This window comes from Collinsella sp. TF08-11AT (genome assembly GCF_003437035.1).
Lineage (GTDB): Bacteria > Actinomycetota > Coriobacteriia > Coriobacteriales > Coriobacteriaceae > Collinsella.
On the sequence record NZ_QSRL01000013.1, the window covers coordinates 6453 to 32992 of the forward strand.

Here is a 26540-nt window from a genome sequence, read left to right on the forward strand (position 1 = left end):
TCTTGCCATCGGGCGCGTTTTGCTATTCGGGCCAAATAAATTGTGTGCGGCCGGCCTCGCCACCGTCAATGAGCAGACTCTGCCCGGTCATAAACCGGTTGGTCACGCCCACAAAGTAGATCCACTCGGCGATCTCTTGGGCGGTGGCCCAGCGCTTAAGCGGCGTGAGCTCCATAATCTGACTCCACAGGTGCTCGTCCTCCATCACGCAACGGTTGAGCGGCGTGATAACGCCGCCCGGGTCCACACTGTTGGCGATGGCCTGCGGCGCCAGGCGGTTTGCAAGGTTCTTGGTGTAGGCGATAACGCCGCCCTTGCTGGCAGCATAGGCGGGAAACTCCGATCCCGTATGTCCGCTCGCCGACCCCACATTGACCACGGATTGGATAGCAGGCGCCGGCTTGGCGGCAAGCCCCTCCCCCGCAAAGGCATAGCGCTCGGTCACGTTGATGGTGCCACGCAGGTTGGCAGCGATGTCGTCGGCCAAATCTTGCGTGCCGGCAACGTTTACGATCGCCTGAGGCTCAAGGCCGTCTGGAAACGAGTCCGGCTCGCGGACATCAACGATCAGATGGCGATAGCGCTCGTGCTCGACGGCCGCCGGCAGCAGATCAAAGCCCACGACCTCGTGGCCCTCGTCCAAAAAGCGCTGCACGCACGCGGCTCCAATGCCGCCCGAAGCGCCCGTGATCAAAACCCGCATAGGTGCTCCTTAGGCAGCTGCGTGGCGCTCGAGGTACTCGGAGCCCACATTCTCGCGCTCCCAGCCGCGCACGACCTTATAGCCCACGGGGCTCAGAAAGACCTCGCACAGCAGCTCGGCGACAGCGCCGGTCAGCGAGCACATAAGGACCTGCACCCAGGTCCAACCAAAGAACGTGTGGCTCACCACAATGGCAAAGACCAAGTTGTCGATAAACTGGCCAACACCCGTGGACACATAAGAGCGGAAGGCAAAGCTCGCAAAGTTATTCTTTTTGAGCATGCGGCCGAGCGACTGGTTGAGCGTGGAGTTAACCACGGCAGAAACGAGCATTGCCAGCGAAGAGCCCAGCACCACGTACCAGGTGCCGCCGATGGTGGCGTTAAGGGCGGCGTTGACCTCGATCATACCCGTGTCGTAGTAGGCACCCCACATGCCGGGCGTGAGCGAGCATGCCCAAAAGCACAGGCTCACGGCCAGGTTGACCAGCAGCGCGAGGATAGAGATTTTGATGGATGCCTTGGCGCCAAAGCGCTTGCAGATCATGTCCTGGCACAAAAACGAAACCCAGCTCACCACAAAGCCGCAATCGAGTGCCAGATACGGCAGGCTGATAAGCTCTTTGTTGGCCAGCAGGTTCATCATGATAACGCTCACGAAAAACAGCGAAACCGTTGCCGCGGGAATGCTCCGCAACAGGACCTTGTAGTCCTCCATGACCTTCTTGATCATTATGTACTCCTTTGGTTTTAGGTTTAACGAGCAGGATATCGGACCCGAACTGCTCGGACGCCCCGGTCTTGAGACGACGGTGGGTATGATAGCCGCTCACACGGCATCAGGCAAGCAAACGGCGCGGCAGCCCCGCAAGGCCACCGCGCCGGTGCGCTAAAACGTTACGTTGCCAAACTCCGACAGGATGAGGTCGGGGTTATGGTCGGTCGCCCAATCCACGTTCCATGGGCTCGTGAACAGCAGCAGCTTGCCGCCGCGCATATCCTCGACGCGCAGCGTGTCGCGCGTGAGCGAAAGACCCGGGATGTCGATGGTGTCGGGGTCGTTCTGGATCCAGCGAATGTCCGTATAGGGCAGCGGCTGGCGACGAACCTCGACGCGATACTCGGCCTTCAGGCGGCGCTCGAGCACCTCAAACTGCAGCACGCCGACCACGCCCACAATGACGCTTTCCATGCCGGCGCCCAGCTCGCGGAAGATCTGGATGGCACCCTCCTGGGCAAGCTCCTCCATGCCCTTCACGAACTGCTTGCGCTTGAGCGTGTCGACCTGCGTGATACGGGCGAACATCTCGGGGGCAAACGTCGGGATCTGCGGATACTGCACGTGACGCTTGCCGGAGCACACGGTGTCGCCGATGCTAAAGATGCCCGGATCGAACAGACCCACGATATCGCCCGCATAGGCCTCGTCCACGATGGCGCGGTCGTCGGCCATCATCGAGGTGCCCGTAGCCAGCTTGAGCTTGCGGTTACCCTGCATATGGAAGGCATCCATGCCGCGCTCGAACTTGCCCGAGCAAATGCGCACGAAGGCAATGCGGTCGCGGTGGTTCTTGTCCATGTTGGCCTGGATCTTAAAGACAAAGCCGCTAAAGTCGTTCTCGGCAGGCGCGACCGGTTCGCTGGTGAGCGTATCGGTGTAGGCGCGCGGCGTCGGGGCAAGGCGCAGGAATTCCTTGAGGAAGGGCTCCACACCAAAGTTGGTGAGCGCCGAGCCAAAGAACGCCGGGCTCAGCTTGCCGCAGGCCACGGCATCCAGGTCGAGCTCGTCGCCGGCGCCATCGAGCAGCTCGATGTCGTCCATCAGGTTCTTGTGGTTCTCCTCGCCAATAAGCTCATCCATGGCGGGGTCGCCCAGCTCGGCCTCGACCTCGGCGACCTTCTTTGTGGCGTTGGCGTGGCCGTCGCCCTCAAAAGCGATGACGCGACGGGTCTGACGGTCAAACACGCCGCGGAAGTTGCGGCCGCTGCCGATCGGCCAGTTCATGGGATAGGTGTTGATGCCCAGAACGTTCTCGATCTCTTCCATGAGCTCAAACGGATCGCGAGCCTCGTGGTCGAGCTTGTTCACAAAGGTGAAGATGGGAATATGGCGCAGTGTACAGACCTTAAAGAGCTTTTTGGTCTGGGCTTCGACGCCCTTAGCGCCGTCGATAACCATGACTGCGGCGTCGGCGGCCATAAGGGTGCGGTAGGTGTCCTCCGAGAAGTCCTGGTGGCCGGGGGTATCGAGGATATTGACACAGGCGCCGTTGTAGATGAACTGCAGCACCGAGGAGGTAACGGAAATACCGCGCTCCTTCTCGATGTCCATCCAGTCCGAGACGGCATGTTTGGCCGAGCTCTTGCCCTTGACCGAGCCGGCGGTCTGGATGCTGCCGGTATAGAGCAGCAGCTTCTCGGTAAGCGTGGTCTTACCGGCGTCCGGGTGGCTGATGATCGCGAATGTGCGGCGCGACGAGATTTCATCCGACAGGCTTGCCATGCGGATCCTTTCTTGCATTGAGTGCATTACGTCGTTGTAACCGCATTATTGTAGCCGCCAAATCCCGCCATAGGGCACCTATCAGGACAAATTCATTAGCCGAGCTCGCTGTGCACCGGGCAGCCGCCTCAAGGATTGTCTCGATCTGTAACAGCAAGACGGGTTTTGAGCCCCTACCTGTTACAGATCGAGACAAACTGGAAGGCGAGCCGCCAATGTCTCGTTCTGTAACATCTAGCCGCGCAAATCGACTCTTACTGTTACAGATTGAGACAAATAGGCAGGCGGGCAAATAAGATCTCGATCTGTAACATCAGGCGACCCAAAACGGACCCAGGTGTTACAGATTGAGATTGTTTTGGAGCAAGCGCGGTGCCGGCGGGCTATTCCACATTTAGCTCTTGCATAACTGTGCATAGTGTATATATACTGTGCTTACCGGTTATATACACGTGTAGCCCAACAGCTAAGGAGCCGCTGTGGACATCATCCTATCCAATTCGAGCGACAAGCCCATCTACGAGCAAATAGCCTCGCAGGTCAAAGCTCAGATCCTTTCGGGCGTACTCACTGCGGGAGCCAAACTCCCCAGCATCCGTGCACTCGCGAGCGATCTTGGCGTGAGCGTCATCACCACCAAGCGTGCCTACGCCGACCTGGAGCAGCTCGGGTTTATCTGCACCGTGCAGGGCAAGGGCTGTTTTGTCGCCGAGGGCAACCAGGAGCTCTTGCGCGAAAACCAGCTCTGCCATATCGAAGAGTTGCTTGCGCAGGCCGCCACGCAGGCCGAAACCCTGGGCGTCACGCGCGACAAATTGCACGAGATGCTCGACCTGGTAGCCCCCGAAACCATGCAGTAGCCATCTGCAAGAAAGGCTATACCATGCAAAACTTGCTAGAGCTCAAAGGCGTCTCACGCCGCGTGAGCGACCGCTTTTCGCTACGCGACGTCACGCTCGCCGTGGAGCCCGGCCAGATCGTTGGCTTTGTGGGCGCAAATGGCGCCGGCAAGACGACGACCATTCGCGCCGCGCTTGGGCTTATAAAGCTCGATGCCGGCGAGGTGCATCTGCTTGGACAGCGCTGCGACGCCAACGCGCCCGACGAGACGCAGCGCCACCTGCGCTCCCGCATCGGGCTTGTCCTGGACACGTGTCCCTTCCCCTCCACGCTCAAGGTGGGCCAGGTCGAGAGGCTCGTAGGCCCGGCATACCCCACGTGGAGCTGCGAAACGTTCGCCGGATTCATCGACCGATTTGGCCTCGATCCCAAGACGAAGGTCAAGGGCCTCTCCCGCGGCATGGGCATGAAGCTGCAGCTCGCCTGTGCGCTCAGTCACAATGCTAAGCTGCTCGTTTTGGACGAAGCCACCGCGGGCCTCGATCCCATGGCGCGCGAGGAACTGCTCGACGAGTTGCTCGCCTTTGTCGCCGACGGCCAGCACAGCGTGCTGCTCTCAAGCCACATTACATCCGACCTCGATCGCACTGCCGACCGCGTCATCTGCATCGATAACGGCTCGATTGTGTTTGACCTGCCGCGCGAAGACATTACCGACCGCGCCGGCGTCGCCCACTGCACTCAAGCGCAGGCGTCCGAGCTCATGGCTTGCGTCGAAGGCGCCCGTGCCGCCCACCACGCCTATAGCGTGGACGTGCTCGTGCCCAACCGTCGCGATGTGCTCGAGGCCTTCCCCGAGATTCCCTGCGACCGGGCAACCATTGATGACTATCTTCGCCTCACGCTGAAAGGGGCTTCGAAATGAAACGCGCCTTTATGTCTGAGCTCGCCATCGTCCGCACGCTTGTCCCGAGCATCGCGGGCGTCGGCCTGTTCATCTTCGTCGTACTGACCCTCGCCAACGCATCGGACGGTGACTCTGGCATGAGTGCCGGCGCCTGCGCGGTCAGCGCCATGTCGCCTATCATGGTCATGAGCTCGCTGGCCGGCTTCGACAATCAAAACGGATGGGAGCGTTATCGGGCAACGCTGCCCCTCTCGCGCAAAGACATTATTTGTGCCCGCTACCTGTGCATCGTTGTCTTCTCGACTGTCATGGCGTGCGCCGCCGCGCTTTTGAGCATCATCGTTCTTCCGCTCTTCAACAGTGCGGGCGTGACTTCGACGGTACAGACCGTCTTTGAGATTGCAATAGCCTCGGCAGCATCGATGCTCATCTCCCTCATGATGGTGTTTTTGGCACAGCCGCTGTTCTTTCGATTTGGACACATGGAGGCGCTGCGCCTTTCCGTCGGCCTGTTTGCCCTGCTCGGATGCCTTGCCATGGCCACGCTGAGCTCCTCCAACCCCATCAGCAACTGGCTCATGTCGATTGCTGGGGCGAATCCCAATCCTGCCGTCCTCGGCTGCCTGTGCGCAGGAATTGCCGTACTGGCCCTCGCGCTATGTGCAATCAGCTGCACCGTCAGCACCAAGGTCTATCGAGCACGCGATTTGTAGCCACACGAAACTTGACCCACGTAGGCCACAATCGGTCGCAATCGCCCATCCGCAAATCCATGACAAACGGCATGTCCCCGGCGTGCGCCACCGTACTACTTGCGCAGCGGCTTGGGCAGCGGAATGCCGGCGGCGATGGCTGCAGCGATAATCATGCAGACAATGCCCTTGAGCGGGAAACACATGAGCAGCAGGCCCACGACCATGACCGGCTGGCGCATAACGGCACCCATCGTCGATGCCGTGCAGACGGCGACACAAAAGACCGGATCGGCGCCAGTGAGGATGGCAAGGCCATAGCCCAGGCTCACACCCGAGAAGATAACCGGGAAGAAGTGGCCGCCGCGCCAACCAAGGTTGATGAGGGCGGGCGTCAGCACGGCCTTAACAAGACCGGTCGCGATAAGCACGCCAGCGGGAATGGTCAGATAGGTTTCCATGAGCACATCGGCCTGGGTCTCGCCGGCAAACATGGTGTAGGGCAGGACCGTGCCACAGATGGCGAGCGCCAGGCCGGCCAGCATGGCCTTGACGACCGGGCGCTCCCCTATTGCATGGGACAGTGCCTCGCTTGCATGCTCAGAGACAAAGTACAGCCAACCGCATACGGTGCCGACCAACGCCAGCGGAATGAGCCAGACAAGTTCCAGGTTACCCACCTGGGCGGCCTCGAACCTGGGCATGCCCATGCCGCCGCCCATAAGCTGGCCGAGCAGCAGATAGGTGCCCAGACCGCCGGCAATCGCGATGCCGTAGACCACGGTCTTTTGCGCCTTGGGCAGCTTGATGGTGATCTCATCGGACGCGGAGTCCTCGCCAGCGCCCTGGCCGTCGGCGCTACCGGCGAGCGGCGCCACAAAGCCAAACACGGGCGCGGTAAAGAGCGCCGTCAGGGCAGCCTGGGTGCCCAGCAGCGTGAGCTCCCTAAACTCGGCGCCAAAGCGACGCATGCGGTCGCCGACCCAGCTGCACAGACCCGCGATAACTCCGGTCAGGCCGGCCTCCGGTCCAATACTTCCGCCAAACAGCAGCGGCAGCAATGCCGCAAGCGAAAGCTTGCCGAGGTTGTCGTACGGGTAGCGACCGTCTTGTTTAACCTTGGCCATCACCTGGTTGAGGTCATCGGTCTTGGTGCCCGTAATCTTTTCGTACAGACCGATCAGCAGGCCGCCCAGCAAGCAGACAAAAAACGGGTACGGCAGAAAACCGAACGGGCCGCTCGCGAGCTCAGGCGAAGCGACGCCCAGCGCGTGCGGAATCTCGGTCCATAGATAGTCGACACCGTGCTCCATCGCAAAAAAGAACAGCCAGACCGCGGCGCCTGCGAACGCACCGGTCACGGCAACGCTAACTAAAAACAGCGCACGGTTTTTGGGTTTTGCAAGACTATCCATCGGGACCTCCCGTGGTCAAATTCGGCAAAGATACGTTTTATTGTAGAGCGAGCGTTACCCGAACGAGCCAACCGTCTGCGCCGCAAACGGCACCATTGGGAGTCATAGTGGGGCAGGCTCAAGACTTATCCGTTGATAATCGAGGCAATCTCGCGCAAATCGTCGGCAAAGTAGATGCCGTGCTGGCGCCTCGGGCTCGAAAGCCCTTTATCAATCATGTGCTCGAGCAACGCCTTAAGATCGTTGTAGTAGCCCCCAAGGTTGTACAGAATGCACGGCGCATCGAGATGCCCCAACGACACGGCGGACATGACCTCGGCAATCTCCTCGAGCGTACCCGTCCCACCGGGAAAGGCGATGAACGCGTCACCGAGCTCAATCATCTTGGCCTTGCGTTCGGCCATGTCACTCGTCACGATGAGGTCGTCGATACCGTCATGTTGAAACTCGGCCTCGATAAAAAAGCTCGGTTCAACACCCGTCACGTGTCCACCTGCCTCGAGTACGCTATCGGCGAGCGCACCCATCAGACCCGACTTGGACCCGCCGTATACCAACGCGTGTCCGTTAGCGCCAATCCAGTCGCCCAGCTCCTGCACCGCGGGCAGAAACGCCGGGTCATTGCCGACGCTGGCACCCAGGTATACCGTGATATTCATATTCAGTCCCCCTCGTCGTGACGCGCGGCGCCCGTTCTAGCGTTGGCGTCGGCGATATTCGCGCACACGGCGCGATAGGTCGGCAAGCTCGTCACGATCGAGCTCTTCCAAATGCTCCAGATCATCCATAAAGCGCGCCATGGTGTCCTTTTGGCGCATCTTGATGAGCGTGTTGCAGTAGTTCACCGCCACGCCCGTGAGCATGGCGATGTAGAAGATGCTGATGACGCTCAAAACGACGGTGATAGCGCGGGCAACCGGCGTTTCGGCCGGGATATCGCCAAAGCCGATCGTCGATACGGTCTCAAAGCTAAACCAGAGGCCATCGCCAAACGTAAGGGTCGCAGGGTCGGACAGCCAGACGGCCGTCGAGCACAGCAGGTAAAAGATAAGAAACAGGCCCGTGATGCGTGCAAAGCCAGCCTGTCGCAGCACGTCGGCGAGCGTCCTCAACTTGTTCATCGCGACCCCTTTTCCCAGACGCCCAATCACATTCGCTCGGTATTGTCCCACGCCTCCCCCGCAAACGGAACTAGTCATTGGGGACGTTCTTAAATGACTAGTCAAACAAGAACGTCCCCGATGACTAGTCGTTTAAGAACGTCCCCAATGACTAGTCGCCAGTGCCGGGCGGACCGTTTAGCGGTGGAGTTGCCGAGTGGGCCAGCTGAGCTGGTATCCTAATGCGGTATTGCCTCGACTCGATAGGATTGTATGTGAAACCTTCCGCCGTCCTTCGCTTAGCTCTATATCGCACCCTAGCCGTCGCGCTTGCCGCGCTCGCCATACTGAGCGCCGTCATGCCCACCCCGGCCTTTGCCGCCGACTCTGACCAGCAGGTCAAGACGGTCCGCGTTGGCTGGCTTGTCAACAACTCAGGCTTCCAGGAAGGCACGCCGGGCGAGCGCCTCTCGGGATGGGGCTACGAATACCTCCAGACCCTCTCGTATTACACAAAGGGTTGGCAATACGAATACGTTCCTGGCACTTTCACCGAGCTTTTGGACATGCTCGAGGCGGGCGAAATCGACCTCATGCCCAACATCTCGTATTCGGCAGAGCGCGAGCAGAAGTTACTCTTTTCCTCGAACCCCGAGGGCACCGAGCGCTACTACATCTACGCCAGACCCGATCGCGACGATCTGGCCAAGGGTGACCCCCAAGCGCTTCAAGGCCTTACCATCGGCTGCAATTCTGGCGTTATGCAAACCGTCGTCGGCCAGCAGTGGCTCGCCAACGAGGGCATCACCTGTACTTATAAAGAAATCGACACCGGCAGCGCCCTCTTTGACGCGCTTTCAGACGGCGAGGTCGACGCTATTATCATGAACGACACCATTTCGTCGCCCGACGCGTCGCCCATGTTCTACGTAGGCTCGAGCGACTACTATTTTGCCGTTCCCAAAAGCCGCCCCGATCTGATGAACGACATCAATGCCGCCATGACATCAATCTCCCGCGTCAACCCGCGCTATAACGACGAAGTCAAATCGAGCTACTCGGCCCAAAACAGCGGCTCGTCATTGCTCACCGGCGTCGAGCGCTCCTGGCTCAAAGCAAACGGCAACACCATTACGCTCGGCTATCTGAAAAACCAACTTCCCTACTGCACGCAAAACGACGACGGCGAGATGGAAGGGTCGCTCGCCTCGCTTGCAACGACGCTGCACGACAAGTTTGACATTACGGTTAAAACAGTCGCGTTCTCGAGCAACAAGCAAATGACCAAAGCCCTTTCCAAAGGAACCATCGATGTCGCCCTGCCGCTGTTTCGCGACTACTGGCTTGCCGAGCAGGGAGGAACCATCCAGTCAAACCCGATGGGAACGGTCTCCCTGACCGCCATTCACAGCAGCAACAACCTGGACAGTGACCTTAAGAGTATCGCTTGCACAGAGGGCGCGATCGTCAACCGTTTTGAGCTCGAGAGCCTATTCCCCGACGCAACGGTAACCGAATATCCGAATGCCGACGAGGCGCTCAAAGCCCTCAATAAGGGGACGGCAAGTTGCATCATTGTCCCCAGTACGCGCCTGCAAACCATCCGCGACGCCCACGACATCGAGGACTTCGAAACACAGGAACTCACCAACACGGCGCAACTATCGTGCTTGATTTCGCGCGGCAAGTCCGAGCTGTTGGGAATCATTAATAAGGGCATCATCAATGCAGGCGAATCGCTCTCTGCAAGCAGCTATTCGCCCGCATCGTACTCGGCGCAAGAATCGGACACGTTCCGGTTTATCTACCGCAACCGCATCGCCGTTGCGACCGTTATCATCTTCATTTTGCTCGCCGGCATCGTCGTCCTTATCTGGTCGCTTCAACGCGCGCAGCAGGAACGCCAGAAAGCCGACGCCGCCAACGCCGCCAAAACCGCTTTCCTCACGCGCATGAGCCACGATATCCGCACACCGCTCAACGGCATGCTGGGCCTTATCGAAATTGAGGAATTGAAAGAAGGCGACATGCAGGTCGCCCGCGAAAGCCGCGCCAAAGCGCGTGTTGCCGCTAACCATCTGTTGTCGCTCATTAATGACATCCTCGAGATGGGCAGGATCGAGGAGTGCAAAGTGACGCTCGAGCACGAATCATTCAACCTCAAAGAGCTGTGCGACGATGCGCTCGTACTGTGCAAGCTCCGTGCATCGGACCGCGGCATAACAATGCTCGACACCAGCGAGCCCTACGCTGTCGACCAATACATGATCGGCAGCCCCACCCATATTCGACAAATCCTCGTCAACCTGCTCGACAACAGCATCAAGTACAACAAGCGCGGTGGCACCGTCACATTCTCGTCGACTGTCAAACCGCTCGATGACGAGCACGCAGTGTTTTGCTTTAACGTCTCGGACACCGGCATCGGCATGTCGCCCGAGTTTCTTAAGCACATCTACGAACCGTTTGCCCAAGAAGGCAACGATGCCCGCAGTAAATTTCAGGGAACTGGCATGGGCATGCCAATCGTCAAATCGCTCATCGACATGATGGGCGGCACGATTGAGATTTCGAGCGAGGTTGGCGTGGGAAGTACGTTCAACGTCCAGATTCCGCTCGACATCGACAAGAACCCTCAGGCAAGAGAAGGTGCGGACGAGCAGGCGATCAGCTGCTCGCTTGCCGGCATGAACATTCTTTTGGCCGAAGACAACGAGCTCAATGCCGAAATTGCCCAGGCCCTGCTCGAAAGCGAAGGCATCGTCGTAACTCGCGCCGCCGACGGCAACGAAGCGGTCGATCTATACACTAGTCGCCCCGCCGGCAGCTTCGATGCGATCCTGATGGACATCATGATGCCGGGTATGGATGGCTACGAGGCAACTCGCGCGATTCGTCTGAGCGAGAAGGCCGATGCGGATGACATCCCCATCATCGCGCTCACCGCCAACGCCTTTGTCGAGGACGCCAAGGCGGCACACGATGCCGGCATGAACGCCCATCTGCCCAAGCCGCTCGACTTTAACAAGCTCAAAAACATGCTCGCCCGCATCAAGAAAAACGGAACTGTGTCGCTATAGTTTGTGCTCTACCACCATGCACAGTTAGAAAGGAAGCCAACGATGTTTAGGCCCCTGCGTCGAAAGAAACGCGCCATCACTGACGAGGAAGCGCGCGAACTGCTCGCCACCCGCAAGCGCGGCATCTTTGCCGTCAACGGCGATGATGGCTACCCCTATGCCATTCCCGTCAACTACTTCTTTGACACCGAGCACGACAAGATTTATTTCCATGGCGCCAAGGCCGGTCACAAGGTCGATTCACTCAGGCGTGACGACAAAGTCTGTTTTACCGTGTACGGCAACGAGTGGTACAAGGACGATGACTGGGCTCCCTACGTTATGAGTACCGTGGTCTTTGGCCGCTGCCGTCTGGTAGATGAGACGCCTACGTTTATCGAGGACAAAGTCCGCCAGCTCGCGCTTAAGTACTACCCTTCTGCCGAAGAAGTCGAGGAGGAAATCGCCAAAGACATCAAGGGCGTCCAACTCTACGAGATTTCGATTGAGCATCTTTGCGGCAAGCAGATTCACGAGAAGTAAGCCCTAAAAGCAGGTCTCACCAATAGCAATATGGCCCGGCTCCAACCAACATGGGAACCGGGCCATATGCTTATGAAGCATCGGCGGCTATGTGCGCAAGCGCCTCAACGAGCTCTTGCGAGCTCACAGGCTTGCTCAGATGTGCGTTCATGCCCGCCTCACGCGAAAGCCTGCGGTCGTCGGCAAAGGCGTTGGCGCTCACGGCGATAATCGGCGTGGTCGCGGCATCCTCGCGATCGAGCGCTCGAATCCGACGCGTGGCCTCAAGGCCATCAATACCGGGCATCATGATGTCCATCAACACCACGTCGTACTCGTGAGGCGCGCTCGCGGCAAACATCTCGACGGCAGACTCACCATCCTTGGCATGCGTCACGATGGCACCGGCACGGTCGAGCGTAAACTGCGCGATCTCGGCATTCAGGTCGTTATCCTCTACGAGCAAGACGCTCAAGTCCTGGAGCGCATCACCGTCGCCTGCATCCACGCGAACTGCCAGAGGAATCTCGGAGCGCTTGCACTTCTCAAACGGCAGGCGGATGGTAAACGTCGTCCCCTGTCCCAAGGTGCTCGTAAAGCTCATGGTTCCGCCCATAAGCTCGACCAACTGTTTGGCGATAGACGCGCCCAGGCCGGTTCCCGACGAAGCGCCTTCCACCTGTTGTTCCTCGCGGCTAAACGGCTCAAAGAGACGCTGCTGGAACTCCTCGCTCATGCCGATACCGTTATCGGCGATCGTGTACTCATAGACAGGAACGCCATCCACCGGCTCCACCTCGCGGCACGTCAGGCGAACATAGCCGCCCCGGCGGTTGTACTTGACGGCATTACCGGCAATATTGACCAACAAGCGCTTGAGGTGCGTCACGCTCACCCGTGCATAGGGATGATCAAGAGCCTGTTGGTCGCAGATAATTGTCACCAGACGCTCCTCGGCCTGGCGCTCCAGAATATCGCGCACTTCACGGGTGAGGGCCACCAAATTTGTAGGCACGAGGTTCAGGTCGACCTGCCCGCTCTCCAGGCGACTCATATCGAGCGCCTCGTTGGCAAGGTCGAGCAGCAGCCCCGATGCCGTCCAGATTTTTGAGCGACACTCAGCCTGCTTTTGCAGATCGTCCGCATTGGCATCGCCCACCTCGACCATGCCGCGAATGCCGTTGATGGGCGTGCGCAGATCGTGGCTCATGCGACGCAGGAACTCCGTCTTTGCCGAGTTGGCAGAGGAGGCCTCGCGCGCTGCCTTTGCCAGCTTGTCACCATAGTCGCGTTCCTGCTGCAGCAAGTCCGTCAAACGTCGACGATCGGCGCGACGACGCACCATCACAACAGCGGCTATAACACCGCTGTAGAGCACCAGCGCGCCGGCAGCAACAGCCGCGACGGCCTCAAAGTAGCGCTGCGCCGAGGCATAGGTGTACACGTAAAAATTGCGAGCTTTGCCAAATGTGCCCAAATACCACTTGCCGTTGGCGTTAACCAACCTGACCTTACCAGCCAGGCATCGATCCTTAATACCGTCGACAGCGATGGCGTCCGTCGCCGGCAAGTCGAACACACCCGATATGGTGGGCTCAACGGCATTGGTCGCAACGACCTTGCCATCGTTTTCGATCACGATATTGCCGCTATCGATGGTCTCATAACCATCGAGCAAGCTCTGCAACTTGAGCGTATTGCTCGCGACCGCCTTGGCGCTCTGGTGCCTCACCGCGACAACGATGCCCTCACCGTCCCGCCGGGCCACGCAGCCAATGTCTGCGACCGAATCGTCCGCAAGCGTAATGCGAGCGGTATAGGACTTAAGCGGATGGGTTGCCACCTCCAGCACGGGCGCTTCTTTGAGATATGCAGCAAGCGACTCGTAGCCCACGTCGTCCGTCGAGGACTCGGACACCAAATTGCCCGATGCGTCCGTTACGATCAGCGCTGTCACATTAAACTGGTCAGCATATTGCTCCAACGTAGCGTTATCCACCGAGCCGTCGCGCTCCATATCGCGCGCCGCCTCTCCGGCGATCTCCATAACGCGAATCAGGTTTTTGGTCGCATAGGCGCTGTTGAACGCATCGTAGGAAAGGCTCTGTGTCGCCACGTAATCGACAACGTCGGCAAAGCGCTGCTCGGCCTGAGCTGTCGTGTAGGCGTAGCTCGTCACGCCGGCAACAATCGAGAGCGCTATCCCCAACAGGACGACGATGAGCCATTCCCGTGCCGAACGATCGCCCCGCTCCTGAGCGGTGTGGTCGGACGCATCAATCATGACAGGCCCTCCACATTCAAAAAGGGCGAAGGGTCATCAAAATACTTTGACACCAGGCGCTCCATGGTGCCATCGGCAAGCATTTCTTGGTAGGCATGGGTGAGCTTAACGTCGATGCCGCGTGTGTCGTTGATATCGAAAGCGGTGCCCAAACCAACCTCTAGCAGCGGCTCAGACAAAATGCGATACGTCACGCCATAGTCTTTTTCGTAGGTGAGCAGCGAGGACTCATGCGCGGCGATGGCGTCGACTAGGCCCTCGACAAGCGCCGGGTTCAGGTACGAGCGGTCCGAAAAGCTGTAGAGCTCCTTAATCTGCGGAACGTTTTCATTGGTGTGATTGAGCAGAATCGATTCGGGCTTGGTGGTGGACTGGACCGCCACGACCCTACCCTCAAGATCGGCAAGCGTGTAGATATCGCTTTCGGGATCGACAGCAACCACCTGTCGGCTCGCAAGGTACGGCCCCGCCCAGCGATACTCGCCTTCGCGGCCCGTCATACTAAAGCTGCCCATGACGCAATCGAGCTCGCCGCTCGCCAGCAGCTCTTTCTTCTTTTCCCAGTCGATCAGCTGGTACTTTGGCTTGTAGCCAATGCGGCCCAAAGCCTCGGTCAAAATATCGACATCCAGGCCAACAATATCGCCGTACTCGTTGCTATACACAAACGGTGGATAGAGGTCGCTGCCGACGTTGAGCGTCTTAAGGTTGTCGTCTTTGACCTGCGAGGCGGCTGCGCCTTCTGATGCAGACGCCGCGGCCCCATCATTCAACCCGGAACAGCCAGCTATCGCCACGACAAAGGCGCCCACCACTGCAAGCGCAACAAACAACGATATGGCGGCCGAGCGACGAGGTCTTTTCATCGAGCTCCAGACGATCCTGTTTACAGACTCAAGAGCAAAGATATTAGCAGACAAAACCGCGCTTGCGCTCAATGGTTACAGATGCTTTACCATACGGGGCCTTCCAGCCAATCTGGCAGACAGCCCCGCATGCAGCACTCACTTACCGTGCATTAAAAACGTAGCGGTCCAAGCGGTCGCACGCCTCCCTTACACGCGAAAGCGGCAGCGCCAGATTCACGCGAATGTGGCAAGGTCCATGGAATGGACGGCCGTCCTGATAGCCCACGCCCACACGCGCCCCCTCGTCGAGCAGCCACTGAATATCGTGCCCATGCACGCAGCACCACTCCGTGCAGTCCAGGAACACCATATAGGTGCCCTGCGGGCGCGAATAGGACACGCCCTCAAAATGCTCGTCCACGTAATCGCAGAAGTAGTCAATGTTGCCCTCGATAACCTCGTTGAGCTCATCGAGCCACTCGTAGCCCTGCGGCTGGTAGGCGCCGATAAGCGCATGCATCGAAAGGACATTCATCTCGTTGTAGTGGGTCTTATTGGACACGGCGCACACGCGGTCGCGCAGCGTCTCGTTATAGATGATGTGGTAGCTGCCGACCAGGCCCGCCAGGTTAAACGTCTTGCTGGGCGCATAGAGGGCGACCGTGCGCATGCGGGCATCCTCGCTCACCGACTGCGTCGGGATATGCTTGTGACCGGGCAAGATGATGTCGGACCAAATCTCGTCCGAAATCACCACGCAATCGTGCCGGCGATAGATGTCCATGGCGCGCTCGATCTCGTCGCGCTCCCATACGCGGCCACAAGGATTGTGCGGCGAGCAGAACACCGCGGCGTGGATGTGGTTTTGGGTGAGCTTGCGTTCCATGTCCTCAAAGTCCATGCGCCACACGCCCTGGTCGTCGAGCTTAAGCGGGCTGTGGACAATGCGATAGCCCGCGGCTTCGATGGACTTGGTAAAGCCGATGTAGGTAGGGCTGTGGACCAGCACCGCATCGCCCGGCTGGACATACGCCCGCAGGGTCGACACGACACCGCCCAGCACGCCGTTTTCGTAGCCGATATGCTCCGGGAGCAGACCCTCGACGCCATTACGTCGGCTCTGCCATTCGATGATGCGGTCGAAGTACTCGTCGCGCGGATCGAAATAGCCAAACATGGGATGCTGGGCGCGCTGAATGATGTGCTCCTGGACCGTGGGCACCGTGGCAAAATTCATGTCCGCCACCCACATGGGGATGCGGTCGAAGCCCTCGTCGGGCGCGTTCGGAGCCATGCCAGGGATCTCGCCCCAGGAGTCAACGGCGATGGCGTCCATGCCGTGGCGGTCGATAAGCGAAGTAAAGTCGTATTTCATGCTGAGCTCCCGTGCAAAGCGGATTGTTTTGATAGGCGTTATTGTCCACCAGCGTGGGCGATTTTGGCACGGGGTTTGGCGTTGAATTTGGCGAGCGCCATCGAATGGCTGGCTAGTCCCGCGCGTCGTTGACGGCGGTTACCGTCAACTTGGATCCGTCAACCGTAAAGGATATGTCGAGCCCAGCGTAAGCCAAGTGGTAAATGCGGTTTGGCTCGTGCTTGCTACCCGCGCGGCGCGGATCTTGGCGAAGGACCTCGACCAACCCGGGGAGCTTCGTGGGCGGGACCATCTCCTGCAGCGCTTGCGGGAAGTCAACGTCGAGCTCTTGCCACGGCGCATCCTCAATCCAGCCGCCGGTCGCATCCGAGTGGCAGTCCGCAAACGGAATGTAGGGCTTAATGTCGTAGATGGGCGTGCCGTCACGCAGATCGGCCCCTAGCACATGGATGATGGGGCCATCGTCGGTAAGCCCGACATGATCGAGTTTGACGCAGGTAAGCCCAATGGGATTAGGTCGAAACGGGCTGCGCGTGGCAAATACGCCCACGCGCTCGGCTCCACCCAAGCGCGGCGGACGCACGGTCTTCGACCACTTGGCGTTGGTGCCGGACCTATCCTGTGTCTTGGCATCGGCGGCGATGTCTTCGGCCGCGCCGCCGGGTGTTCCGTTTTCAAAGCGCCAGAGCAGCCACAGGTGAGAGAAGGAGTCCAGACCCTCAACTGCCGCGCTGGAGGCAAATTCCGGCTCAAAGACGATGCGTCCCTCAAGATGGGGCGCCAAAAAGCTGTTGCGCGGGATGCCGAACTTTTGCGGCAGGTCGGTATGTATGTGTGCAATAGGTTTCATGCCGGTCATTGTACGGCATGAGGGCATGCGCGATGCGCGTAATCCCTCACCGCGACCGCCCCTTTTGCAACCAACGGTTGCTTGGAAGGGCGTCGGCCGCCGCGTATGCTTAAAGCCGCAAGCAGCAGAAAGGAACTATCATGGCCTTTGCAGAAAAACTCATCGCCGTCCGTCGCGCCAACAACCTTACCCAAGAGCAGCTTGCCGCCAAGCTCTATGTCACGCGCCAAGCCGTCAGCCGCTGGGAGCGCGGCGAAGTCACCCCGGGCATCGACATGATGAAGCTCATTGCCGCCGTAACCGGAGAACCGCTGTCCCACCTGCTCGAAATGCCCGAGCACTATTGCCAGAGCTGCGGCATGGTGCTCACACCCGACGACTGCGGCACCGATGCTGCGGGCACCGCGACCGATCATTACTGCAAGTGGTGCTACGACCACGGCAAGTACACCTACGACACTACGATGGAGGCAATGATCGAGGATTGTGCCCCGCGCCTGGCACAAAACACCGGTATGTCGCTCGACGAAGCTGTCTCGCTCATGGGCGCCGTGCTGCCGCAACTGGAACGCTGGCGCGCCGTGCAAGAAAACGAGGAGCGCTACGGCGCCGAAGCGCGGGCGCGCTATGGCGATGAGGCTATCGATGCAGCAAACGAAACGTTACTGGATATGGATCCTCAGACATGGAACGACATGAAGGAACTTGAACGCGCTATTCTGGGCCAGCTCTCGATTGCCATGAGCGACGGCGAACCGGATGGAAGCGAGGCTCGCAAGCTTGTCGCGATGCATCGTCGCTGGATTGCTCTCAACTGGGGATGCGAGCCCCAAGACGAGGCGTACTTGGGCCTCGCCCACGGCTATCTTGCCGACCAGCGCTTTGTTGACTACTACGACAAGCCCTGCGGCACCGGCGCCACGGCGTTTCTGGTGCAGGCAATCGAGTCGTCGTTGACGCGTGCATAGACCGCGGCGGCTTTGGGTATTTCAATCGAAACCTCAACCGATTGGAGACCTATGGCTACTGATCACGAGCTCGCGCTCTACGTTATGACCGGCTGCCCGTATTGCATAAAGGTCAAGCGTTTCCTGGCCGATAACGGCGTGACCATCCCCGAGCGTAATATCTCGACCGATTCCGATGCCGAGCAGACGCTCATCGCCGTCGGCGGAAAGCGCCAAGTTCCCTGCCTGTTCATTGACGGCACGCCACTCTACGAGTCGGGCGACATCATCGCGTGGATACAGAAGAACCTGCTCTAGCGTTCTATTGCGGTCGGCCGGCCCCAACGCACAAACCCATACGGCACAAACATGTACGTCAGCATCCAAAGTCGATATTTTTCGACATCTTTGGATGCTGACGTACAGCTATTTGTGGGCAGTCGTTGGGGACGTTCTTAAATGACTAGTTACTTGTATTTTTGTCTACAAAATTGTATACAAAAAGAGAAGCCGCCTCATGGAGCTCATCGCTCGATGTTGCCCCGATCGGGATGGTTACATCATTTACCACGCCCTTGTCCCTCCTACGCGCAAGGTGCTCAGGGAAATCGGAATCGATCGATAGGAGGCGCTATGGACGCTAAACAGCTCGAAAAGATGATGGGGTTTGCTCCCGGTGAGCTAGAAAAAGCCGCAGCGGCATACGAAAAAGATGAGTGGCCGAAGGGCCACACCGTCAAGTTGGGAAGGCCGCCGATTTCCGATGAACCAAGCGTTGTTTTATCGGCACGTGTGGGCGAATCGGTTCTTGAAGCATTTGACGCAAAGGCAAAGCGCCATGGGCAAACGCGCACGGAGCGACTCAGGGAACTCATTACACTCGATGCAATGATTGCCTAGTCCCCTGCCGAACCAAACATGTACGTCAGCATCCAAAAACGATATTTTTCGACATCCTTGGATGCTGGCGTACAGTTTTTTGCATGGGTCCGGCACAGGCGATCCGTTCTTCTCCGTCCCCAAGGGATCATTTAGCCACAAAAGCGGGCGATGGGCGCAAGCTGCTGCTCGCGAAAGACACGGTCGACAGCGGCACGGTATTCATCGACCTTTTTGGTCTTGCGTACGAGTTTGTGAACGGTCGCGGGATCGGCGAAGGCGCATTTGGCGTAGAACCACCACTCCTTCATGCGAAAGACCGCGTTGCCCCCAATCTCGTCCGCATAGGCCGCAAACAGCATGTCATGGAAGCGTTGCAGCTCAGCGGCGGTAGCGGCAGGGTCGCCCTTAACCATGCGAGCCAGCGCGGGATTCGCAAGCAAGCCGCGCCCCAACATTACGTGGCGTGTTCCGGGATAGGCCTTCACCAGCGCATCCATGTCCTCAAGATCAAAGATGTCGCCGTTATAGGCCACGGGGAACGGCGCCCGTTCCAGCGTCTCGCCGTAAAACTCTTTGCGCGGTGAGCCCGTATAACGGTCCTTTTGCACGCGCGGATGCACGATCAACTCCGCCAGCGGCATTCGGCAATAGAGGTCGAGCACGCGCTCGTACTCGTCATCGCATTCGAGCCCCAGTCTGGTCTTGACCGACACCGGCAAGGGCGAGCGTTCGCACACGTCGCTCAAGAACACCTCGAGCTCATCCAAATTGCGCAGAAAGCCCGAACCCTTGCCCTTCGCGACCACCGTACCCGAAGGGCAGCCAAGGTTGAGGTTGACCTCGCGGTAACCCATATCGGCAAGCACCTGCGCCGCCCACACAAACTCGTCCGCATTCTTGGACATCAGCTGGGGCACCACGTTAAGTCCCTGGTTGTTGGCAGGATCGACCTCTTTAAACGCCTTGCCGCCAAAGCGATTGCCCACCCGCGGCGGCGGCAAAAACGGCGTGTAATAACAATCGAGCGCGCCGAAGCACTCCGCATGCACGCGACGGAACACATGCCCGGTAACCCCCTCCATAGGAGCCAGCGATAAATACATCAACATCCATTCTCAAATCAATGTGACAAAGGGACTGTCCCTTTGTCACATAATACGCCCACCGAGGGCGGGGGTTCTCTATACTGAGTCACATATGACGGTATCGCGCCAAAGGAGAACGCCGTGACCACGTCGCAGATATCCCTGCTCGCGCTCATCTTGGTTGGGGGCATCGGCATCCTGCTTATCGGAGTGAGCGCGCTCATGAAAGCCGCCGCTCGCAAGAAAGCCAAGGCCTGTACCGCCGTGACCATGGGAACGGTCATCGACCATCGCTTTATGGGCGAAGGCAGGATGTATCCCGTTTTGGAATACGCCGTCGACGGCACGCAATACCGCGCGAAAAAACAATTCCGTGGCATAAAGACCAAAAGCTTGTCGGGACTCCCCATCCGCACGCAAGCCACCGCCTACGAAGACGCCAAGGGCTGGCTGCACGTGCAGACAGGCCCCATCGCCCGCCTAGGCACCCTCGCGGAGCAGCTTTGGCCCCTCGGTAGCCAAATGACCGTGTACTACAACCCCAGCAACCCAGACAAAAGCTATGTCGAACGCCCCATCGTGGGCAACTTTGCCACACTGATGTTTAACATCGCAGGCTTCTTGCTCATCGCGATGAGCATCTTGCTCTATGTTCTTATCCAGCGCTAGCTCAAACTGATGCGCCCCGCGCCCCATGCGCCGCAACGACCGTTACGACACCAAGGATCAGCCATGGCAACACTTTCCGAACAAGAACGCAAGCGTATCCAGCGATACTGCATCTATCCCAAGATTGCCGGAGCGGCGCTCGCCATGGCATTCGTGCTGCCCCTTTTGATCATTCCCTTCGAAATGATTGACGACATCGTCTTCCATCACGAAGGCTTCCAGGAGACGGGCATGATGACCGCCTTGGCGCTCACCGCCGTCGAGCTCGCCATCTTCTGCTACTGCGCGCTCGCGCCGCGCTTTGGCATGCGCGGCAAGCAGTGGAAAGAAATGCAGCGCCGACTCGCCGTCGAGCAGTCCGAGAAAGACCGCTCGGCACAAATCGCGGGCGTTATTGGCACGCAGGCCGCTGCGCGCCTGCTCAAGAACAGCGACAACGAGACCGCGCGCAACCTGGGCGGCGCGGCAGAAGTCGCCGCTGCCGTAGGCGCCGTCGCCACCGCGGCAGACGTGCTTGCCGAAAGCTTTGCCAACGCAAAGGCCATGGCAGAGGCCTGTGGCGTGCCTATCCCCCGTGCAAAAAAGTGGATCGTCGCGCTTGTGGCACTGCCCCTCGCAATCGTGTGCGGTGCCTATATCCCGCAGCTGGCGCAGGGAAACATCAAGATGCAACAGAACGCCGCGGCCGCGGCCGAGCAGATCGCCATCGCCCGCAAGGCATTAGAGCCCGCATGCGAGTACGTGTCCGCCGATGACCCCTACGAGCGATATCAAGATTACGGCTATCATGTCCGCGGCTACTTGCACGACGGCGACTCCGATACCCAGAAGACCTATACGTACCTGGATTTCGATAACAAGGGAACGCTCAAGGAAGTGAGTTACATAGCGGAGATCGACCCCGACGCGAGCCTTGAGGACAACCTCGCCCGCATCGAGCTCGACTTGGATGAGCTTTCCTCTGTCGTCCAAACCGTAGACGTCAAGACCGTGAGTCCCGAGCTCCTAGCACCGCAAAAGCTCCCCGAAGAGTTTAGGCAGGCTTTTTTGAACGGTTCGCTCTACGAGAGAATCTCCATCAGGACGAGTGACGACCTCATCAAAACGTACTATTCGTTTGACACGGAGCCCGAGGACGAGTTTGACGAGTACACCCATCCAAGCATCCGTATCACGTTGGTGGGCAAAACGAGCTAGGCGCCCAATGTGACAAAAGGACTGTCCCTTTGTCACATTCCATGAAAAAGGGCACCGGCGTTAGCCGATGCCCTAAAGCTGCTGCAGATTAACTCCTACAGCGTATGACTAAGACGAATCGAACTATTCGTCCCAAGAGAGGCTCTTACCAGTCTTCTTTGCCAGCAGCAAGAACAGACCGATGATGACGTTGCATGCAATACAGAAGATGAAAACGCCCTGGAAGGAGCCGACAAGCTCGTATACCTTCATCATGACGGGCATGCCAAAGGCGCCGACGATATAGCCCACGGAGCAGATGAGCGCGAAGATGCGACCAAAGTCACGGGAGCCAAAGACGTCCATCACCAAAACGGTCAGAGCGGTGCCGGCGATGACGTACATGACGTCGTTAACACCGGCAGCAAGAATGCTGAGCGTCGAGTTGCCGCTGCTCATCATGAGCATGACAAAGGAGAGAATCGAGACGGCGAGCCAGCTCAGAATGGCCTTGGTGCTGCCAAACTTATCGCAAGTGGTACCGACGATCGGGTTGAGGAACAGGTCGAACAGCGATGCGGCGGAAACCATGAAGCCACCCACCATGGGGCTAAAGCCGACCTCGGCGGCATAGGTGGGGAACAGCTGGTTCATGCAGCAAGTAAGCTGAACGAGGCAGAGGAAGCCGATGCAGAAAAAGAATGCAGGCGACTTAATAGCGCGTGCGTAGCTAACGCCACGTGCACTATCCTCGGTCGTCTCCTCGGTCTCGGCGACCGTCTCGCCTTCGACATAGCCATAGGGCAGCATGCCCTTGTCCTGGGGCTTATAGCGGATAATCAGGATGGAAGCGGGAAGAATGAGCACGGCGGAGACGCCAGCGAGCACCAGATAACCAGTCCTCCAGCCAGCAGCCTCAATGACAGAGGTGATGACGGGACTCATGATGAGCATGTAAATCGAGTTCACTGCCCAAGCGAGACCAATTGCCAGGCCGCCAGATTTTTTGAACCACTGGTCAATAACATCGGACATGGCGACGCCGGTAGTGAAGGCGAAGCAAACGCCAATCAAAGCACCAGCTGCGATGAACATCCAGACTTCGGTGTAGAAGGCCATGCCTGCGCCAGCGGCGAGCAGAATAAGCTCGACGACGGGGAGCCAAAACTTGCCAACAACCTTGGGGATGAGTTTTCCGACAAACGGAAGAGCCGCTGCAAGACCAATGAGCGTTGCAGTGAAGTAATACGAGAAGATGGAGTAGTCAAATCCGAACTCCTCGCACACGGGCGCGACGAAGGAGCCAGCGATTACGCTATAGGATCCGGTCGTACCGGCAGACATGAGGCCGAGCGCGATCACGAGAACCCATGCGTAAACCTTGCTGCTCTTTAACTTTGCATTTTCCATTGATACAGCTCCTAGAGACCCAGAAGGGCGCACATAACGGCCTTGATGGTGTGCTGACGGTTCTCTGCCTCACGGAAGATGACCGACGCGTTGGCCTCAAAGCACTCGTCCGCAATCTCAAAGCCCTCGGTGATGATTTCACGATGCAGGTCGTTCTTGCACTGGTCGAGCAACATCTTGCCAACGCGGTGATTTGCGTTGTGAACAGAGGGGAGCTCGTGCATGCAGAAGATGTCGGGGTTGTTGGTGCGCTTGCACAGCTCACTGGTGACGCGATAGGGGTACAGGGACTCGGCGTCGCCAAGCCAAGAGTTGTAGTCGTCAGGGTCCAGAACCTCGTCGCCGCACTCGGGGTTGATGTAGCGCCACTCCTCGGTAACGATTACGTCGACACCGTCCAGAGCATCAAGGTCAGAGGTGATGGTGAAGGTCCTGTTAGGCGCGTACTTGGCGTAGCAGGCCTCAACCTCCTCGATCATTTCCTTGCACATCTGGTGACGGAGGTCGTCGGGGCCGATGGCGAGGAAGTCCATGTCGAGCATCGCGCACAGACGGCCATACCACACGGGGGCGCCGGCGCAGTTGCCAACGAAGGCCATCTTCTTGCCACGGCTCGTGCGCAGACCACCCCACTGCTCCTCCATCGTGAGAGCGTCAGCGAGCATCTGGGTCGGGTGATCGCCGAGGGTGAGGGCATTGATGACTGGAATATCGACCAAGTCGGCGACATCATAGAGGAACTGCTCGTCCTTTTGTGCACGATAGACAATGAGATCATACATGCCGTTGAAGACGCGCATGGCATCCTCGATGGTCTCGCAATCGCCCATGTGGGAGTTGGTCAGATAGGTGAAGCCCATGCCCAGGTCGTTGCAAGAGGTCTCAAAGGCGCAACGAGTGCGGGTCGAGCCCCACTCAAAGTTGGCGAGAACGTTCTTGCCGGGGAAGTAGCGCTGGTCGACACCGGACTTTTTCTGGGCCTTGAGGTTCCAGGCAAGATCGATGAGGTAACGGAAATCCTCAGAGGAAAGATCGTGGATGTTGAGGTAGTCGCGACCGCGAAGGCTGTTGTTCATGCCTATTTCCTTTCAATTGTTTGATGGGTAAGTGTCGAATGCGCCCCCGAGGGAAACACGGATATCCCTCGGGGACTGTAAATGTGGCGCTTGGATCAGGCAGCGCAAGTTTAAGAACTTGCTAGCAGCTGGCAGCCACGTCCTTGGTCCAGCAGTGCACGCCGCCGCCGGACAGGTTAAGCGCGAGAGAGTCGATCATGATGACCTTGCGATCGGGGAAGCAGCTCTCAAGAACCGCCTTGGCCTGCTCGTCCTTCTCCTTCACGACTTCGCTCATGCCTTCGTGGTAATAACGCTGGCCAAGAACGACGCCGTTGCAGATGAGGAAGTTGCAGTAGCTTGCTGCGGCATAAAAGTGAACGGGGCCTTCGGGCCAAGGGGTGCCATCCATGAACTTGCCGCCCATTTCGTCGATGAAGCCCTTATACAGCTCGTAGTCCTCGTCGCCGGGAGCGATGACAACCTCGATCGGCTCGGCAGTGGGCATGCGGACGATTTCGAAGGGCTTGCCCTCCCAGTCCGTCTCGGCGCGTAGAATCTCGTAGGCGGCGTCGATGCGACGATGCGATTCCGCGCCCGCCTTGCTCGAGGCGGCCTCCTCATCGGATACCTCGGCAAGAAGAATCTTGTTCGGGGTGATAAAGCGGCACATCTCATCGATGTGGGCGGCGAAGCTCATGCCGAAGACAGGAGTTCCATCTTCCTTCTCGTCGAGGATGCCCAGTCGATAGTCGTCGTCCTCAAGCATAGGCTGCGGCAGCCAGATAACCTTGTTGAGGTTGTAGATGCGCTTGTACTCGGCCTCCACTTCCTCTTTTGAGAACTCGGGATTGCGCTTGCGGCATTCCGTGTCCTCGATGGCGATCAGGGTGCCGTGACCGTCAAACTCGCGGTCGCCGCCCTCCGAAACCATTTCGGAATTGACGATATCGAAGCACCCGAGCGCAACCGCCATGTGAACAGCTGCCCTGCGTGCGGACTGGCACTCTGGGGAGTTCTTGTCCCACACGCCATAATAGGTCCAAGCGGGGTTGACCATATAGGAATGGCCTTCGTCGTCGACCATGATGCTGGGGCCGTTGTCGCGAACGTAGAAGTTGGAGTCTTCGAACTGCGTAATCTGGATACGGTCGAGATCCACCCCTTCTTCTTTAAGGCGCGAGCAGGCTTCCTCGTAGGAGCCGGGGGTGCCACAGTTGAGATTGACCGTAACGTCGCCATACTCAAGCAAAGCTTTAATTACGTCAACGCAGGGCTGACGATTATCGAAGCCCTCTGCGCGAATGTAATCGGGAAGCCATGTCACATAGACGTTGGAGCGCTTCTCAAACTCGCCCGGCATACGATAGTTCTCGTACATGGTTGGTCCTTCCGTCGGGTTTCCCGCAATGCTGTCCGGCCGCGACAATAGCGGGGTTACACCAGCTATAGTACTACTATACCTACCGTTCGGTAGGTGTTTTTGTATAATTGCCATTCGCCTGTCGATACCTACCGTTCACCGTTTATAGTGGTCGTGTTTGGACACGAATTGATGTTCCGTTGCCATTCTTAATAATGTTGGCAATGCGGAAGTGATTTGCAATGGAGAAGTGAAGCGTGAGCACAAAGGGAAAAATATTGGACGCAATGTATGATCTTGTGGCAGAAGTCGGTTACGACAAGGCGTCCATTGGAAAAATCTGCGACCGTGTCGGTATATCCAAGCCATCGGTGTACTACTACTTTCCCTCTAAAGAGGATATTTTCACCACGCTCTTAGATAGTATGTTTCCGACTATCGACTATCAGCGCGACTACTCGCTAATAGTCGATAGGGACGGATTCAAGGCGGCGCTTATCGAGCTCGGCAATTCGGTTATAGGTGGCTATCGTAGTGATGAAAAGCGCCGTCGCGTGCTGGCCGAGGTCAGTATTCAGGCAAATCGAATCCCTGCAGTTCAGGAACGTCAGGCAACGGCGATCAACCGAACTATGGACGCGCTTAAAGACATCCTTCTCCATGGCCTAGAAATTGGCGCGTTTTCCGATGAAACAGACGTCATGCTGTACGTGCAGATTCTTTACACCGTACTTGAGGGAGCGAGCAATACCGTTGCCCAAGATGAAGACATCGATGAAAAGGCTGTTTGGGCAGGGATCGTCGAACTCATGTTTAAATAGGCGCGTAATAACAGAGGCACCTTGGCAAGCGCGAT

The 26540-nt window shown here is 58.2% G+C and carries 25 protein-coding genes; 11 read left to right on the forward strand and 14 right to left on the reverse strand.

What is annotated here, in order from left to right; genetic code table 11:
* Positions 1–22 precede the first annotated feature (22 nt).
* The 3 genes from DXC79_RS08190 to DXC79_RS08200 all read right to left on the reverse strand — a co-directional run bounded on the left by DXC79_RS08190 (position 23) and on the right by DXC79_RS08200 (position 3205).
* Complete coding sequence (locus tag DXC79_RS08190; RefSeq protein WP_117635824.1) at positions 23–703, reverse strand: SDR family NAD(P)-dependent oxidoreductase; 681 nt, start codon at positions 701–703, stop codon at positions 23–25.
* A gap of 9 nt (positions 704–712) precedes the next feature.
* Positions 713–1435: a VUT family protein gene (locus tag DXC79_RS08195; RefSeq protein ID WP_233503086.1), complete on the reverse strand. Its 723-nt coding sequence runs from the start codon at positions 1433–1435 to the stop codon at positions 713–715.
* A 156-nt stretch (positions 1436–1591) separates the two neighbouring features.
* Entirely contained in the window at positions 1592–3205 is a 1614-nt protein-coding gene (locus DXC79_RS08200; protein ID WP_117635825.1) for a peptide chain release factor 3, read from the reverse strand.
* A gap of 479 nt (positions 3206–3684) precedes the next feature.
* On the opposite strand from DXC79_RS08200, the gene DXC79_RS08205 reads away from it, so the two are divergent.
* The 3 genes from DXC79_RS08205 to DXC79_RS08215 are packed head-to-tail and all read left to right on the forward strand — an operon-like array spanning position 3685 to position 5665.
* A complete protein-coding gene (locus tag DXC79_RS08205; protein ID WP_117635826.1) occupies positions 3685–4065 on the forward strand; it encodes a GntR family transcriptional regulator in 381 nt (126 codons plus the stop codon).
* Positions 4066–4088: 23 nt separating this feature from the next.
* On the forward strand, positions 4089–4970 hold the full coding sequence (locus tag DXC79_RS08210) for an ABC transporter ATP-binding protein (protein ID WP_117635827.1): 882 nt from the start codon (positions 4089–4091) through the stop codon (positions 4968–4970).
* Positions 4967–5665 (forward strand): ABC-2 transporter permease, encoded by a 699-nt coding sequence (locus DXC79_RS08215; protein WP_117635828.1) that lies wholly within the window; start codon positions 4967–4969, stop codon positions 5663–5665. The genes DXC79_RS08210 and DXC79_RS08215 overlap by 4 nt, the downstream gene beginning before the upstream one ends.
* Positions 5666–5760: 95 nt before the next feature.
* Here the strand turns inward: DXC79_RS08215 and DXC79_RS08220 are convergent, their stop codons facing one another.
* The 3 genes from DXC79_RS08220 to DXC79_RS08230 all read right to left on the reverse strand — a co-directional run bounded on the left by DXC79_RS08220 (position 5761) and on the right by DXC79_RS08230 (position 8180).
* Positions 5761–7059: a chloride channel protein gene (locus tag DXC79_RS08220; RefSeq protein WP_117635829.1), complete on the reverse strand. Its 1299-nt coding sequence runs from the start codon at positions 7057–7059 to the stop codon at positions 5761–5763.
* Positions 7060–7184: 125 nt separating this feature from the next.
* A complete protein-coding gene (locus DXC79_RS08225; RefSeq protein WP_117635830.1) occupies positions 7185–7718 on the reverse strand; it encodes a TIGR00730 family Rossman fold protein in 534 nt (177 codons plus the stop codon).
* A 36-nt stretch (positions 7719–7754) separates the two neighbouring features.
* On the reverse strand, positions 7755–8180 hold the full coding sequence (locus DXC79_RS08230; protein WP_117862347.1) for a potassium channel family protein: 426 nt from the start codon (positions 8178–8180) through the stop codon (positions 7755–7757).
* Positions 8181–8434: 254 nt separating this feature from the next.
* Between DXC79_RS08230 and DXC79_RS08235 the strand changes: the two genes are divergently transcribed.
* A complete protein-coding gene (locus DXC79_RS08235) occupies positions 8435–11239 on the forward strand; it encodes a transporter substrate-binding domain-containing protein (RefSeq protein WP_158550997.1) in 2805 nt (934 codons plus the stop codon).
* A 42-nt stretch (positions 11240–11281) separates the two neighbouring features.
* Entirely contained in the window at positions 11282–11761 is a 480-nt protein-coding gene (locus DXC79_RS08240; protein WP_117635833.1) for a pyridoxamine 5'-phosphate oxidase family protein, read from the forward strand.
* 70 nt (positions 11762–11831) lie between these two features.
* Here DXC79_RS08240 and DXC79_RS08245 read toward each other — a convergent pair whose 3' ends face one another.
* The 4 genes from DXC79_RS08245 to DXC79_RS08260 all read right to left on the reverse strand — a co-directional run bounded on the left by DXC79_RS08245 (position 11832) and on the right by DXC79_RS08260 (position 17097).
* Entirely contained in the window at positions 11832–14024 is a 2193-nt protein-coding gene (locus DXC79_RS08245; RefSeq protein WP_117635834.1) for an ATP-binding protein, read from the reverse strand.
* Positions 14021–14890 (reverse strand): ABC transporter substrate-binding protein, encoded by an 870-nt coding sequence (locus tag DXC79_RS08250; protein ID WP_117635835.1) that lies wholly within the window; start codon positions 14888–14890, stop codon positions 14021–14023. Before DXC79_RS08250 ends, DXC79_RS08245 begins: the two co-directional genes overlap by 4 nt.
* Before the next feature lie 142 nt (positions 14891–15032).
* On the reverse strand, positions 15033–16247 hold the full coding sequence (locus DXC79_RS08255; protein WP_117635836.1) for a MalY/PatB family protein: 1215 nt from the start codon (positions 16245–16247) through the stop codon (positions 15033–15035).
* Between the two features lie 112 nt (positions 16248–16359).
* Positions 16360–17097 (reverse strand): tRNA (N6-threonylcarbamoyladenosine(37)-N6)-methyltransferase TrmO, encoded by a 738-nt coding sequence (locus DXC79_RS08260; protein ID WP_233503087.1) that lies wholly within the window; start codon positions 17095–17097, stop codon positions 16360–16362.
* A 140-nt stretch (positions 17098–17237) separates the two neighbouring features.
* Here DXC79_RS08260 and DXC79_RS10070 point away from each other — a divergent pair, with 140 nt between their 5' ends.
* The 3 genes from DXC79_RS10070 (at position 17238) to DXC79_RS08275 (ending at position 18944) form a co-directional block, all read left to right on the forward strand.
* Positions 17238–18065 (forward strand): TipAS antibiotic-recognition domain-containing protein, encoded by an 828-nt coding sequence (locus DXC79_RS10070; RefSeq protein WP_117647358.1) that lies wholly within the window; start codon positions 17238–17240, stop codon positions 18063–18065.
* Positions 18066–18116: 51 nt separating this feature from the next.
* Positions 18117–18362, forward strand: coding sequence for a glutaredoxin (locus tag DXC79_RS08270; RefSeq protein ID WP_117635838.1), 246 nt, complete (start codon positions 18117–18119; stop codon positions 18360–18362).
* A 315-nt stretch (positions 18363–18677) separates the two neighbouring features.
* Positions 18678–18944 carry a ribbon-helix-helix protein, CopG family gene (locus tag DXC79_RS08275; RefSeq protein WP_055252530.1) on the forward strand — a complete coding sequence of 89 codons (267 nt, stop codon included), beginning with the start codon at positions 18678–18680 and terminating at the stop codon, positions 18942–18944.
* Positions 18945–19075: 131 nt separating this feature from the next.
* Here DXC79_RS08275 and DXC79_RS08280 read toward each other — a convergent pair whose 3' ends face one another.
* Positions 19076–20029, reverse strand: coding sequence for a tRNA-dihydrouridine synthase (locus tag DXC79_RS08280; protein WP_117635839.1), 954 nt, complete (start codon positions 20027–20029; stop codon positions 19076–19078).
* 123 nt (positions 20030–20152) lie between these two features.
* On the opposite strand from DXC79_RS08280, the gene DXC79_RS08285 reads away from it, so the two are divergent.
* Positions 20153–20680 carry a DUF3592 domain-containing protein gene (locus DXC79_RS08285; RefSeq protein ID WP_117635840.1) on the forward strand — a complete coding sequence of 176 codons (528 nt, stop codon included), beginning with the start codon at positions 20153–20155 and terminating at the stop codon, positions 20678–20680.
* Positions 20681–20743: 63 nt separating this feature from the next.
* Complete coding sequence (locus tag DXC79_RS08290; RefSeq protein ID WP_117635841.1) at positions 20744–21877, forward strand: hypothetical protein; 1134 nt, start codon at positions 20744–20746, stop codon at positions 21875–21877.
* A 123-nt stretch (positions 21878–22000) separates the two neighbouring features.
* Here DXC79_RS08290 and DXC79_RS08295 read toward each other — a convergent pair whose 3' ends face one another.
* The 3 genes from DXC79_RS08295 to DXC79_RS08305 all read right to left on the reverse strand — a co-directional run bounded on the left by DXC79_RS08295 (position 22001) and on the right by DXC79_RS08305 (position 25702).
* Positions 22001–23266 carry an MFS transporter gene (locus tag DXC79_RS08295; protein ID WP_117635842.1) on the reverse strand — a complete coding sequence of 422 codons (1266 nt, stop codon included), beginning with the start codon at positions 23264–23266 and terminating at the stop codon, positions 22001–22003.
* A gap of 11 nt (positions 23267–23277) precedes the next feature.
* Positions 23278–24342 carry an ornithine carbamoyltransferase gene (locus DXC79_RS08300; RefSeq protein ID WP_117635843.1) on the reverse strand — a complete coding sequence of 355 codons (1065 nt, stop codon included), beginning with the start codon at positions 24340–24342 and terminating at the stop codon, positions 23278–23280.
* Between the two features lie 121 nt (positions 24343–24463).
* Positions 24464–25702 (reverse strand): agmatine/peptidylarginine deiminase, encoded by a 1239-nt coding sequence (locus DXC79_RS08305; RefSeq protein ID WP_117635844.1) that lies wholly within the window; start codon positions 25700–25702, stop codon positions 24464–24466.
* A gap of 239 nt (positions 25703–25941) precedes the next feature.
* Here DXC79_RS08305 and DXC79_RS08310 point away from each other — a divergent pair, with 239 nt between their 5' ends.
* Positions 25942–26505, forward strand: coding sequence for a TetR/AcrR family transcriptional regulator (locus DXC79_RS08310; RefSeq protein WP_117563584.1), 564 nt, complete (start codon positions 25942–25944; stop codon positions 26503–26505).
* Positions 26506–26540: the final 35 nt, after the last annotated feature.